At 67.8% G+C, this 12,880-nt stretch carries 11 protein-coding genes and 1 pseudogene; 9 read left to right on the top strand and 3 right to left on the bottom strand.

The window, feature by feature from the left end; translation table 11 throughout:
- Together ACW62_RS32495 and ACW62_RS32490 are read right to left on the bottom strand one after the other, a co-directional pair.
- On the bottom strand, nt 1-680 hold a 680-nt coding region (locus ACW62_RS32495), incomplete at its 3' end, for a transposase (protein ID WP_476733812.1).
- Nucleotides 681-848: 168 nt separating this feature from the next.
- On the bottom strand, nt 849-1,931 hold the full coding sequence (locus ACW62_RS32490; RefSeq protein WP_053208279.1) for a tyrosine-type recombinase/integrase: 1,083 nt from the start codon (nt 1,929-1,931) through the stop codon (nt 849-851).
- Between the two features lie 365 nt (nt 1,932-2,296).
- Between ACW62_RS32490 and ACW62_RS32485 the strand changes: the two genes are divergently transcribed.
- The 9 genes and pseudogenes from ACW62_RS32485 to ACW62_RS36720 all read left to right on the top strand — a co-directional run.
- The gene (locus ACW62_RS32485) at nt 2,297-3,304 is read left to right on the top strand and encodes a DUF4192 domain-containing protein (RefSeq protein ID WP_053208278.1); all 1,008 of its coding nucleotides are present in this window, start codon (nt 2,297-2,299) and stop codon (nt 3,302-3,304) included.
- A 336-nt stretch (nt 3,305-3,640) separates the two neighbouring features.
- Complete coding sequence (locus ACW62_RS32480; protein ID WP_053208277.1) at nt 3,641-4,177, top strand: hypothetical protein; 537 nt, start codon at nt 3,641-3,643, stop codon at nt 4,175-4,177.
- Between the two features lie 56 nt (nt 4,178-4,233).
- Nucleotides 4,234-5,943, top strand: coding sequence for a type IV secretory system conjugative DNA transfer family protein (locus ACW62_RS32475; protein ID WP_083460445.1), 1,710 nt, complete (start codon nt 4,234-4,236; stop codon nt 5,941-5,943).
- Between the two features lie 66 nt (nt 5,944-6,009).
- Nucleotides 6,010-6,459: a single-stranded DNA-binding protein gene (locus ACW62_RS32470; RefSeq protein ID WP_053208275.1), complete on the top strand. Its 450-nt coding sequence runs from the start codon at nt 6,010-6,012 to the stop codon at nt 6,457-6,459.
- Nucleotides 6,460-6,473: 14 nt separating this feature from the next.
- Nucleotides 6,474-6,995 (top strand): hypothetical protein, encoded by a 522-nt coding sequence (locus tag ACW62_RS32465; RefSeq protein WP_053208274.1) that lies wholly within the window; start codon nt 6,474-6,476, stop codon nt 6,993-6,995.
- Between the two features lie 136 nt (nt 6,996-7,131).
- Nucleotides 7,132-7,644: a single-stranded DNA-binding protein gene (locus ACW62_RS32460; RefSeq protein WP_053208273.1), complete on the top strand. Its 513-nt coding sequence runs from the start codon at nt 7,132-7,134 to the stop codon at nt 7,642-7,644.
- A 10-nt stretch (nt 7,645-7,654) separates the two neighbouring features.
- Nucleotides 7,655-7,975 carry a helix-turn-helix domain-containing protein gene (locus tag ACW62_RS32455; RefSeq protein WP_083460444.1) on the top strand — a complete coding sequence of 107 codons (321 nt, stop codon included), beginning with the start codon at nt 7,655-7,657 and terminating at the stop codon, nt 7,973-7,975.
- A 129-nt stretch (nt 7,976-8,104) separates the two neighbouring features.
- Nucleotides 8,105-9,541, top strand: a complete 1,437-nt coding sequence (locus ACW62_RS32450) for a tyrosine-type recombinase/integrase (RefSeq protein ID WP_205629751.1) — start codon at nt 8,105-8,107, stop codon at nt 9,539-9,541.
- Between the two features lie 1,055 nt (nt 9,542-10,596).
- A pseudogene (locus tag ACW62_RS36720) lies at nt 10,597-11,620 on the top strand (Tn3 family transposase); the annotation flags it as partial.
- Here the strand turns inward: ACW62_RS36720 and ACW62_RS32440 are convergent.
- Nucleotides 11,595-12,569 carry a YncE family protein gene (locus ACW62_RS32440; protein ID WP_157575140.1) on the bottom strand — a complete coding sequence of 325 codons (975 nt, stop codon included), beginning with the start codon at nt 12,567-12,569 and terminating at the stop codon, nt 11,595-11,597. The pseudogene ACW62_RS36720 and the gene ACW62_RS32440 sit on opposite strands and share 26 nt — an antisense overlap.
- Nucleotides 12,570-12,880: the final 311 nt, after the last annotated feature.

Below are 12,880 nucleotides of genomic sequence, written 5' to 3'. Positions count from 1 at the left end.
CACACGACCATGGCGAGCCCGCCGCGGCCTGACAACGCCCTCCAGCGATCCCAGGCCGGTTCAATCTGCGGGTGCCGCACCGCCACACCGGCGACATGGTCGATCGTCACCGTCTTCGGGTTGTCGGTCAGCAGGTAGGTCGGGACCCCGCCCAGCGTGCGCAGCGTCTGGTCCAGGCACGCAACCAGACCCGGCAGCGTCAGGTCCCACACCGCGATCACGACCCGGAACCGCGACCACGCCAACCACGCGCAGAACAGCCACGTGGTCCGCCCGACCCCGTCCGGGCCAGGGACCTTCGGCCCCTGCCCCCAGTCGAACTGCAGCCACAGCCCGGGCTCGGTGATCCACGGCCGGTACGTGCGCCGGTTGCCGGCCCGCCACGCCCGCTTCGCCTCAGCCACCGCCCGCCGCGTCGACCGCTCCGTGCCGGTGAACCCGAGCCCGACCAGCCGCTCGTGAACGACATCGGCGCGGACCTTGCCCCGCGTCCGGTCGACCCACTCCTCGATCTTCGGCAAGAACGGATCGGTGATCCGCTCCCGCCGCGACGGCCCCGTCACCGGACCGCCCGCGTCCCGCGCCGCGACATACCGACGCACCGTCTTCGGATCCACACCCGCCAGCTCCGCCGCCGAGTGCGCGCTCCCAGTGGCGTCGAACGCCTCGAGAATCTCCATGATCTCCCTGTCAGACTTCTTCACGCGCCCCTCCGGGGTGCCATCGACTCGCTGGTGGTGGAAGACCACGAGTCGAACCCCGGAGGGCCGCTCACGACGGGACCGACACGGCCCCCGGGCCACGGGCAGGGAGATCAACTGTCCGTCAGCAGGGAACGACGTGTCCGCCTACAGGGATCTTGGCGTGTCCGCTAGCACCAGGCGGCGGTTCGCGCTCACCCACGCCTGCTCGACGTGGTCGGACCGGACATGGACATACCTTGTCGTGGTCGACAGCCAGTCGTGGCCGAGCAGCTCCTGCAGCGCCTTCAGGTCCATCCCGGCCCCATACAGCGAGGACGCGCAGTAGTGCCGCAGCACGTGCGGCGTCACTCGCCCCGACCACGCCGGCAGCCACCTGATCGTCTGCGCCTTGAGCCCGTGCCGCAGCACGTCGTCGCTGGCCCGGCTGCACCGGCCGAACTCACGGTCATACCGCTCGCTGGGCACCATCGGGGCATCAGGGTCCGACCAGTCGCCGCCGAACTGGTGCCGCACCTCGGCCAGCCACCAGTCGATCAGCGTGTCCGCGCCGTTGATCGCCGGCACCAGGCGAGGTTTCGGGCCACGGCCACGGCTGCCCTTCCCGAACCGGACGTGCAGCTTGCCGAACTCACCCAGATCCGGACGCCAGTCCCGGATGTCCAGCTTCACCGTCTCACCGATCCGCAACCCCAGCCGGCGCCACAACGAGGCAGCGAAGTAGTCCCTGGCTGCCGGCAGATATTTCCTCGCCTTGCTCACCGAGACGCGCCACCCACAGAACAGCTCGTCGACCTCCGCATCAGACGGCGGCACCCGCACCTTGCCCAGCGAGGCGCCGGACTGCCGGTTGAACTCATCGATCGGCTGCTCCACGACGACGCCCGTCAACGCGTGAACATCACCCTGATAGCGAGCGATCACGAAGTCGTAGAACTGCGCCAGCATCCCGGCCTTGCCCGCCCGGGTGCTCACCGCACGGCCCTCCCGGCGCAGCCCGGCCAGGAACCGGTCCGCGTCGTCACAGGTCGCCGACCACAACGGACCAGGCAGCGACCGCCGGAACTCGATCACCGTCCCACGCGAGCTACCCACATGCCCATCGGTCAAGCCCGCGGCGGCCATCGCCAACGCGTACTGGTCGACGATCTCCTGCTCGAACTCCTCAACATCCACCGCCGTCCGCAACGCCCGCGACGAGCCGATGTTCCGCACGACCGCGAGCTTCACCGACCGCTCAGTTCACCCAGAGACCACATGCGCCGACCATACCGACAGAACTTCAGGAATCCCGACGCTACATCAACTTTCTTGCCCGACGAGGTGAACCCAGCCATGCCTGGAAACCAGCGCCATCAAGGCACAGCAGATCCGAACGAACTCACGACAGTAGAGACAAAAAGTTAAGAGTTCGCCGGATTTCTGACGTTTCTCGGCGCCGGAGTTGATGATACTCGGCGCTCGTGCCGCTAGTGAATGCGGCTGTTCACTCGAACGTGTTCGCCGCTCGTCTGGGAGATCATCGTCGGGGCGAACTTCCCACGACGCCGAACCTCGCATGAGGTTTGCGCGGGCCTTGTGCGCACCTACAAGGCATGAAACTCGTGGTCCGAACCCCCGACGAGCTGATCGCGGCTATCCCCCATCTGCTCGGGTTCAAGCCTGACGAATCGATCGTGTTCGTGCCGATGCGTTACGACCTGCCCATCGCTCGTGTCGATCTCCCGATCACGCCGAGAGACCGCGACTTGGTCTGGCGGTCCATCCGCGACGCGTTCAGCCACTACGCCGGGACGGGCGCGAGCTTCGGCATCGTCTGCGTGACTGACGACCGCAGGTATGCGGACGCGGTCGGCCAGGAGTTCGCCGTCCGCCTCGACAGCATCGGCATCGGCACGCACATGCGGCTCTGGGCGAACGACTCCCACTGGGGCGACCTCGACAGTGGCGAGTCCGGCCCGCAGACCGAGGCGGCCCGGGAGCGCATCGCCGCGATGACAGTCCTGGCCGGCCGGGCCCAACCGGCGGCCAGTCGCGAGTCGCTCGCGACTTCACTGGTAGGAGATCGAGAGCCGGTGGCGAAGTTGCTGCCCAAAGCTCGGGAAGCGGCCGGACTGAGCACGCCACGGGCGGAGCGCAGCTGGGCCCTCGGCCGGCTCAACCAGTTCCACACCGACGGCCACCGACTGGCCGACGGCGACGCAGCCCGGCTGCTCGTCGCGGTCGACTCCATCCCGATCCGAGATCGGTTGTTGGACGACATCAATCGGGACAGCGCCGGCTCCCACGTCGCGCTGTGGACCGACATGACCAAGAGAGCTCCCGATGACGTGCGAGCAGCTCCAGCCTCGATGCTGGGCTTCGCAAGCTGGCTGAACGGCGACGGGGCCATGGCATGGTGCGCCCTGGACCAAGTACCCCGGGACAGGCCGTACGACCTCGCAGGGCTCGTGGCCATCGCCGTCCAGACAGGCATGCACCCACGGGAGTGGGAGGCCGTCAGGTCCCCGCGCCCAGAACGCCGTACGGATCTCGGGTCAGACCTTGCTTCACAGCAATGGAGCGCGCCGCTCGGTCCCGTTCGACCCGAACAAGGAATGTGAGGAGCGCGAAGTGGAGACCATTTGCCACGGCCGTCAGCCGTCCAGCCGCCTGGAACGTCTACTGGCGCGATTCGCGAAGGCTCACACGCAGCACGGCAGATCCACCTTCCCCGTCGACCTCGTGCTCCACGCGGACGTGGAGCTCGCCTGGGCGCGCGACTGAGACAAGTCCGGTGATGGCTGCCGGCGAGCGCTTCTGAACGTGACGAGCCAGAACGAACCCGTAACAGAAGAGACAGTCTCCCCTGAGTTCCCGTGATTTCTGACGGAATCGCGCGGAACTCGAGTGCCTTGAGGACCTGAGAGCTCCTGGCCGGGCTATCGCACCTGGCCACCGTGAGCGTTCGCATCCAGCCCGCCCGCAGAGGCGGATTCGCGAAGAGCAGCCCCGACCGCGGCGGCCTATCGGACTCGCCGGTCACCCTGCCACGGGTCGTGGTCCACCTCAACGAGGACGATACCGCGACGATCGCCGGCGAAGGCATCGACAAGCAGGTCACGAAACGGAACAGCCTCGGGGCTGCGTTGAGCGCCGTTGCCGAGGAAGCCGAGTGTCCGATCCGGGTGGAGCTGTACGAGCCGGACGGCAGCCGTTACATCGATATCATCTCCCCGCCGGGCCCGCCGACCGAGCGCGATCCGGAGCCGCAGGGCCGCCGATCGCAGCATGCCGGGTCAAGCACCATTGAGATCGCCCGGGATGGCTTTCTCGCCGGCGAGACGGTGCTTATCGCCCCGGCCATCGAGCTGGCTACCGCCAACCACAGCGGTCGAATCGCCATCAGCATCGACCGTCGAACCACTCGCAGGGCGGCTGGCGGAGTCCTCGTGTTCGGGACGGTCTCGGGCACCCTGCTTCTCGTCGAGTCGTAGTGTCCGCCGGCGCGCGGCCGGCCAGCGACACGCTCACCACGCTTGGCCTGGCCGGAATGGTCGTCGCGGTGGTGGTCGCCGGACTGCTCAGGCTGGCCGGCACCATCACCGCCTTCGTCACCGGTTCGCCCGCGCCAACGGTGGGGGTCACGAGCGGGCTGACAGTGCTCGCCAGCCCGAGCCGACCTGGAGACGCGCTCGGCACGCCTGACCTCGACCCGGTCATCTTCTGGGCTGTCGTCGCCCTGCAGGTGGCGATTCTGACGGCAGCCGGGTGGGGCGGGTGGCGGCTGTTCACGTCCACTCGAGCCTCGGCTGTCGATCCCCGGCGCCTTCCCGGCACCGCCAGCCGGAGCGAGATCACCCGGGTCGCATCTGCACGGGTGCTGCGCCGACGAGCGACGACGTTGCGGCCGTCGCTGCCCAGCTCCCGACCGGCTGACGTCGGCTACTTGCTCGGGCACGCCCGTGGCCGGCCCGTGTGGGCCAGCGTCGAGGACTCCATGCTGCTCATCGGGCCGCCACGATCCGGCAAGGGGCTGTCCGTCGTCATCCCAGCCATCCTCGACGCTCCCGGCGCTGTGGTCACGACGAGCACCCGACCGGACAACGTCGCCGTCACGCTCAAGTCTCGAGAGCAGATCGGTCCGGTGGCGGCGTTCGACCCGCAACAGCTCGCCCCCGGGCTGCCGGCAGGGATGCGCTGGTCCCCCGTCCGCGGCTGCGACCGCCCGTTGACGGCGATGATCCGTGCCACCGGGCTGGCCGCCTCCACCGGGCTGGGAGCGGGCGGCGTGGAAAACGGCGGCTTCTGGGAGGGCCAAACCCGCGTCGCCGTGCAAGCGCTCCTGCATGCTGCGGCCCTCGACGGCCGTGACGCCCGCTCGGTGTACCACTGGGCGCTGAACCCAGCCACTGCCGCCGACGCCGTTCGCATTCTTCGCACCGCTCCGCACGCGGCGGACGGGTGGGCCGACTCACTCGACGCGATGATCAATGCTGACCCGCGAACACGAGACTCCATCTGGCATGGCGTCCGGCTCGCGTTCGCAGCCCTTGCCGATCCACGCGCGCTCGATGCGGTCACACCACGTAGTGGCGAGATCTTCGATCCAGCGGCCTTCCTGCGCGAGCGAGGCACCCTCTACCTGCTGGCCACGGGCAGCGGCGCAGGGAACAGCGCACCGCTCGTCACGGCGTTCATCGAGGACATCACCGAAACCGCCCGCACGCTAGCCGCTCGCTCGCCCGGCGCTCGCCTCGACCCGCCGGTGCTGTTCGCCCTCGACGAGATCGGCAACCTTGCGCCTCTGCCGTCATTGCCGACGCTCGTCGCCGAAGGCGGCGGCAGCGGACTCACCACGCTGACCGTGCTGCAGTCATTGGCCCAGGCGCGCGACAAGTGGGGCGACGACGCCGCCCACGCTATCTGGGACGCTTCCATCGTCAAGATCATCCTCGGTGGCGCGTCGAACTCCCGTGATCTCCAGGACCTGTCAACGCTCATCGGCGACCGCGACGACGCCACCGAGAGCGTCACCATCGACGGCTACGGCACCCGATCCCACCAGCGCTCCATCCGCCGAGTCCCGATCATGTCAACCGACGTGCTGCGGACCCTTCCGCTCGGCACCGGTGTCGTCCTTCTTCGCGCCGCTGGGCCCATCGTCACAGATCTGCGTCCGTGGACCCGCCGGCCCGACGCTGAGGCGATCCAGGAGCAACGCACCGCTGTAGAGGACCTGATCCGGAGAGGGCACGAGTAGAGGACGCCGCCGCGCACCTTCCTCCTGACACCTCGCGACGACCCGCACACCACAGAGGAGAGCGTCATGCCGTTGCACACGCAACAGTCGCTGTCCGGATTCATCGCGTCCGAACCGCGGCTCACCGTCACCGACCGTGGCGACACCCGCTTCTACGCCAAGATCGGCCAGGAGCACTACCACCGGAACCCGGATGGGTCTTTCACTCAGCTCGAGACCACTTTCCACGACCTCGTCCTGTACCGGCGTACCGCCGAGCGCGCCCACGCCGCCTTCTCCAAGGGTGACAAGTTCGTCGCCGAGGGCTACGTCCATACCTACGAGTACCTCAACGAGTTCGGGCAGACCAAGACCGGCGAGGAGTTCGTGGCCAAGAAGATCGGCCACGACACCGCCCGCACCACGTACAGCGTCGATCGAACGCCGCCCAGCCGCGATGAGGCGAGCCTCGACAACGGCCAGATCGCCGCGGCAGAACCCGAGCGGTCAACGCCGGCCGAAGGCGTGTCGCTGTAGTCGAGGAGCACCGTATGGAGAGCACCTCCGGCGACCTCGACCTTCCCGAGCCGCCGCATTCCATCAACTGGAATACCCTCACCGCTGACGAGGCGGAGATCGCCTGGCGCGAGCTGGATGCATGGGTCCACTGGTTGCGCCGCACCTACGCGCTGCCGGCAACGATCATCCCTCCCGCCTGGCACCGGCATCCAGAACTCGTATGGGAGCTGTCGGCGCTGCACCTGCACTGGCTCGGCGCTTACGACCCAGACCAGCACGGCTCCGCCCCGTTGGGCTGGCACCGTGACTTCGCTGACGCCCGCGAACGGCTCCGCGACTGGGTCGCCACCTCTGGCACCCGACTCGACCACGACCGCCCCACCCGGCAGACCACCTGGCCCGGAGAGAACCTCCCACGCGAAGACGAAGTCCAGGAAGCCCGGATCGTCAACCGGGACGAGGACTTCGCGGCTTTCGTCACCGACGACATCAGCCGCCGGCGACGCCGCGCGCCCGACTGCGGCTCGCCGGGGTCTGATGCCCAGTGGCAATGATCCTCGACCAGACGCTGAGCTCCGTCGGATGGCTCGCCTGTCCAGCGCCGCCATCACGTTTCGGCGCGGCTCGCGCACCTCTCAGGTGGACCGACAACGCGGCTGATGTGTCGCGAACGCCGGATGGGAGCAGGTCATGGCAATCGACACCTTGGAGTCTCTGTCCGGGTTCATCGCGGCTAATCCACAGCTGTCCAAGACCGAGCGCGGTGACGCTCGCTTCTACGTCAGAGTCGGCCACGAGCAGTACCTCCGCAACGAGGACGGATCGACCACCAGGCTTGATACGACGTACCACCACCTCTTGATGTTCGGCCGCGCAGCGGAACGCGCCTACGCCGTGTTCCGGAAGGGCGACCGGTTCATCGCCGAGGGGCATGTTCGAGTGCATGACAACGGCGATGAATTCATCGCGTTGCGCATCGGCCACGACTCCAGTCGAACGCTCTATACCGTGCAACGCAGCGGTGGCTCTCGAAAGTACACGCCGATAACGAACCGTGAGTCGGGCGTTGACCTCACATCGGTCCGCGAGCGTGCTGGCGGCAACAGCAGCCCTAGGTCCCGCCCAGACGCTGGCCCGTTCCGCGCTCTGACCGTGACATCGACAGCGTGCTCGGCGCTCCACGGCCGGAGCGCCGGCTACTGAGGCACGCGCAGTGAGACGCACCCGCCAGATCGAGCCTCAGGTGGACGGCGTAGGCGTCCGCCTGTACACGCCGGACGAGGCCGCCGAACTCTTGCGCTGTAAGGCGTCGTGGCTCAAGGAGCAGGCGCGACTACGCCGCATCCCATTCACCATGGTGGCCGGTTCATACCGTTTCGCGCTGGACCACCTGACCCAGATCATCGAGGCCAACGAGCACCATCCGACAGACCGCCAACAACCGGCGCCACGCCGACACAAGATCGACGATCCACCAGCCGAGGGCGTCCAGCTACGCGCGCGCCGGCCGCGCCGGCGGCTCCGGGCGTCGTAAGGTGAATGGGCGGTAGTCATGTCCCGTCGCTCCAGCACCTACATGGGCGACCTACTCCCGTTCAGCCGGGTGTCCAGTCTCATCCTCCTGCCGCGTCGACAAGCGCGTTCGGGATGAGGGAGCCAGGCATTGGGTTACGCGGAGAACGTCGGCGACTACTACATCGGTCGCTACAGCGCGGGCGGCAAGTGGCCGACCGTCAAGAACAGCCGCGGCGAGACGATCCGCTACCGCACCAAGCGAGATGCGTCCAAGGCCGCCAACGACGAAGAGGCCAAGGTCCGCAGCGGAACTTGGCACGATCCCGAACGTGGACGGATCACGTTCGGCGCATGGGCGAACGGCTGGTACGCAAGCCAGAACCTCGCACTGTCAACGATGCAGAACTACAAGCACCACCTCGAGGAACATCTGCTACCCGAGTTCGAAGACGATCCGCTCGCGGAGATCTTCGGCGCCGATGTCGACGAGTGGGAGCGGAAGGAGCTCGCGGCCCGCTACAGCCTCACGTCCGTTCGAACGTGGCGGACCACCCTGTCGACGATCTTGGCCGATGCGGTCGTGGAAGGACTCATCCCCGCCAATCCGGCGGTGAAGCGTCGTGGTCGAGGCAAGCGCGCTGGGCGGTCCCGACGTCGTGGACCGGAGAAGGTCACGACGGACGCGCTCGGCGCTCTGCTGATCGCCGAACGAGCCGCCTTGCTCGCCGGTCGAGACGAGGAGTTCGTTGCCATAACCGCCATGTACTGGACCGGCATGCGCTGGGGCGAGGTGGTCGGCCTGCGCACCGAATACGCCCGGCCCAGCTCCATCCGGATCGAGCATCAGCTCTGGGAAGCCGACGACGGGGCTTTCCACGAACTTCCGCCAAAAGACGATTCGTATCGCGACATCGATGCACCCGGCTTCCTCTCCACGTTGATCTCCGCCCATCTGACGAGGAGCAATCCGCGGCCGTGTCCGTGCCACGGGAACCGGTACGTCTTCTCGGGCCGCAACGGAAGCGCACACTGGCGCCGTAGTCCGTTCGGCGATTGGCTGTTCGAGCCGGCAACCTCGGGGTGGTTTCCGAAGAAGCGCGCTACTGACGAACGCCGTCCCGTGCCCTTAGCGTCCGAGCCATGGCCCGGACGGCCACTTCGCGGGCGCAACAACCAAGGCCGGGCCGAGGCATGCTGGATGCCGATTGCGACAGGTCTGACCCCACACGGCCTACGCCACAGCCACAAGACTCTCCTGGTCGAGATGCGCGTGCCCGAAATCCTGTCGCACGAACGGCTCGGCCACGAACTCGACGGGATCGGCGGCCGCTACTCCCACGTCACGAGAACCATGCGAGAAGAGCTCATGGCCAGCCTCACCGAGCGGTGGCACGCGGCGCTTGTCGCCCGTCGCGATATGCACCCGACATCGCCCGTCACGATCCTCGACGAACTCCTTTTCCAAAGTTCCGGGGCCCGCACCCCTGGGCGTTCGCCGGGCCGGCCGGACCATCCCACTATGCAGAAAACCGGCGCTCTTCACACCTTGCGGTCTAAGCCACGCCCGGCACGCGGAGTCAGTTGAGATTCCGCGGCGACCGGCCTTCCGAACGACGAGCCACCACCGCTGGTGTGATCGTACGGCGTCCTGGTCGAGCAAAGTATCGGTTCGCTAGACCGAAGGGGTTCGACACCCGAAATTGGCCCGCGTGGATTTGCTTGTCGTGCCCGCGTGTTACACATCAGCACCCACTGCGCCGTCGGGTAGCTGCCTGGATCCTCCCGTAGATAGAGTGCTGACCATTCTCGGTAATGGAGAATTCGGGACCCCAGGCTTGGAGGTGCGGCCATGCCTCTGTCCGCTCAACGATTCCAGGACAACACAAGACTGGTCGACTGCGTCGACGCCGGCTACCGCATGCACTGGGGTGAGCCGGACAAGAGGCGGTCAAGCGCTCCAACTGGCCCTGGCGGATCTCTGCTACCCAATCACAATGGTCGACGGCATCTGGGGTCAGATCACATTGGCGCTGCTCACCCACACCGGAATCGATGCCGCCTCGCCCGACCCGCAGGCCTGTTGGCCGACGCCGAGAGTGCCGACGGTGCGACGTTCGAGATGCCGATGACTGCGGTCGGCGTGTCTCGTGTGGTGGCCTGCACGGTGGCGCCGCGTCGTTACGGTGCCACGCGCCCGGGCGCTGCGCAGCGCCGCTGTCGGCGGGCCGGCCCAGCGCCGAGGGCCAGCCCCGTCGGTCGCCCCACGGCCGCCAGGCTGGTGCCAGCCAGAAAGTCATCGCGGCAGGACCCGTGCAGTGCCGAACGGCGGCCGGGGCGCCACCACCGGGGCCACACCCCGGGTCCGGCGGCGCAGGACGGTATGCCAGATGCCGGCCGCCGCAGTGTGGTCCGCGGCCGTTGGCCAGCGACCAGCGGCCAGGTTCGTCGGTACGGCGACCGGGGCACGACCGCAACGTCGTCATCGGCACGACGTCGGCCCATCGGCACCACGAACGCCGGCTGACACAGGCCGCGGTCGCGCTGGCGCTGCTCGTGCCCCGGATATCGGCCCTCATGATCGGCACGGCGCCGGACACCACACCCTTGACGTTCGAGACGGTCGACCACGCGCAATGGGACGGTGAGACCGAGGGCGCGCTGCGGCGGCATTTCAATCACCCGCGACAGTCTGCGCCGCGCGATCGCGAAGCTGGCCAATGCCACCTTCGAGGCCCGCGACCCCTCCTGGTGGGCACCGGCACCGCCTACGCTTCCGACAGCAAGAAGTCGGGTCCTGGGAGTCCAACCTGATGACCAAAGGGCACCAGGAGCACGGCGGCCCGGGGTGATGATCTACTGGCACATCCAGCGGCGGGTCGACCTGCATCTACTCCCAGCTGAAGTCATGCTCCAGCTCCGAGGTCGCCTCGATGATCGAGGGCCTGCGGCACTGCACCGACGCCGACATCGACACCGGCTACGTCGACACCCACGGCGCGTCGGTGGTCGGGTTCGCGTTCACCGAGCTGCTCGGGTTCCGGCTGCTGCCGTGGTTGAGGAACATCGGTTCGATCCGGCACTACCGGCCCGACGACACCGGTGCAGCCTTCACCCAACTGCGGTCGGTGCTGTCCGGCCCGATCCGGTGGAACCTGATCGCCCAGCAGTACGACCAGATGGTCAAGTACGCCATCGCGCTCCGGCTGGGGACCGCGGAGTTGGAGACCATCCTGCGCCGTTTCACCCGCGGCGGCCCCAAACACCCGACCTACGCCGCACTGGAGGAACTCGGCCGCGCGGTCCGCACCAACTTCGCATGCGACTACCTTGCCTACGAGCGGTTTCGCCGCGAGATCCATGGCGGCCTCCAGGTCGTGGAGAACTGGAACTCCGGCAATCAGGTGATCTTCTACGGCAAGGACGGCGGCCTCACCGGCCCCGACCGCGAGCACGCCAAGGTCTCCACCCTGCTGCGCTAGGCCGTCCTGGAGGACCCGATGTTCCACGACAGCCTCGACGAGGTCGACCGACGTGCACCCAGCCTCCTGTTCTGGACCCACGTCACCCATACGGACGGTTCCGCCTCGACATGGAGACAAGGCTCGATCTCGCCGGCCATCGCCACACCGGCGGCTGGGTCATGAGGGCGGGTCGCCGAACCTGAGCAGCCTTCCCTCGGCCGCATCGCAGGTCCAGTAGTGTCCTTGGTCGTCGGCGCCCAGGCAGTGCCCGACGGCGGGCACCTCGACCTCCGCGACCACCGTGAGGCCGGTTTCGCTTGGGTCGAGGGTGGCCAGGGTGGTTCCGGGGTCGGAGCGGACGTAGAAGTGACCGGTGCGGTCCGACCAGGCGGGCAGGGACTCGCCGCCTCCGACGTCATAGTGGGCGAGTTGTTCGCCGGTGTCGGCACTCATGAGCACCACGCGGCCATCGTTGGCGCAGCTGGCGAGCACCAGGTGGTCGCGCGCGTCGACTCGGGGGAACCCGTGGGTGCCGTCGCATCCGGTGGGCCACCGCTGCAGCGTGTGGTCGGCCGTGTCGATAGCCACGAGGTCGTTTCCGGCGTGGGTGAACACTCGGGTCTGGCCGGCCAGCGTCGCGACCGTGAGGCCCTCCGGTCCATCGGGCACAGAGATGAACCCGGTGCGCTGCGGTGGAATCGTCGGCCGGTTGGGCACTGCGAAGACTTCGATGCCGTCACCTGAGGGTTCGGCCACCCATAGCTCGCCGCTGTCGGGCAGGTAGCGGACGTAGTCCGGGGTGGCGCCGACCTCGACACTGGTTCGAAGTTGCCCGCCGGTGGGGTCGATGACGGCGAGGGTGGTGGTGTCGCGGTCCGCGACGAACAAACTGCCATGCCCCGCGGCGGCAGAATCGGCAGACCGCAGAGGCTCCGGAAGGTCGATCCGTCGTGCCTTCCCGGAGTCGGGGTCGACCAGGTACAGGCCGTTGTCGCGCGCCGGCACGAGCACACGGCCCAAGTGAGGCGAGTAGGCGATGTCATCGAAGTCGATGTCGTCGCCGGCCCCTGGGATCTGGACCACGTCGGCGCTGGGGTGGACACGGCCGGAGTCTTCGCTCTGGCAACCCGCTCCGAGTGCGAGCAGGACCACCGCGCCGACGGCGGCATCCGCGCGCCGCAGTCGGACGGTGCCAACGACGCCCAGCTCGATGCGCCTTACCCATCGCTGAAAGGCACGACCTCGACCCACTTCTCCACTCCCGCCCATCTACATCGGTCTCTCGCGTCCAGATGCCCGGCCGAAAGCAACGAAACCCCGTAGCCACTCCCCTACCTGTAACCATGGTTGCACACATCGACCGGTGCGCCTGGGTGTGTTGCCGACCTACCGTGCACCGCACGATCCGTCCGCTCCGCACGCCCTTCACCCGATGGCTACACACCGCGCCGCGGCCATACACC

The sequence above is a fragment of the Jiangella muralis genome (assembly GCF_001270745.1).
Lineage (GTDB): Bacteria > Actinomycetota > Actinomycetes > Jiangellales > Jiangellaceae > Jiangella > Jiangella muralis.
This window is presented reverse-complemented; position numbering and strand designations above follow the sequence as displayed.

Coding starts and splice junctions, on each gene's coding strand:
- ACW62_RS32485 (WP_053208278.1), top strand. CDS start 2,297: ATGAAACTCGTGGTCCGAACCCCCGACGAGCTGATCGCGGCTATCCCC.
- ACW62_RS32475 (WP_083460445.1), top strand. CDS start 4,234: ATGGTCGTCGCGGTGGTGGTCGCCGGACTGCTCAGGCTGGCCGGCACC.
- ACW62_RS32470 (WP_053208275.1), top strand. CDS start 6,010: ATGCCGTTGCACACGCAACAGTCGCTGTCCGGATTCATCGCGTCCGAA.
- ACW62_RS32465 (WP_053208274.1), top strand. CDS start 6,474: ATGGAGAGCACCTCCGGCGACCTCGACCTTCCCGAGCCGCCGCATTCC.
- ACW62_RS32460 (WP_053208273.1), top strand. CDS start 7,132: ATGGCAATCGACACCTTGGAGTCTCTGTCCGGGTTCATCGCGGCTAAT.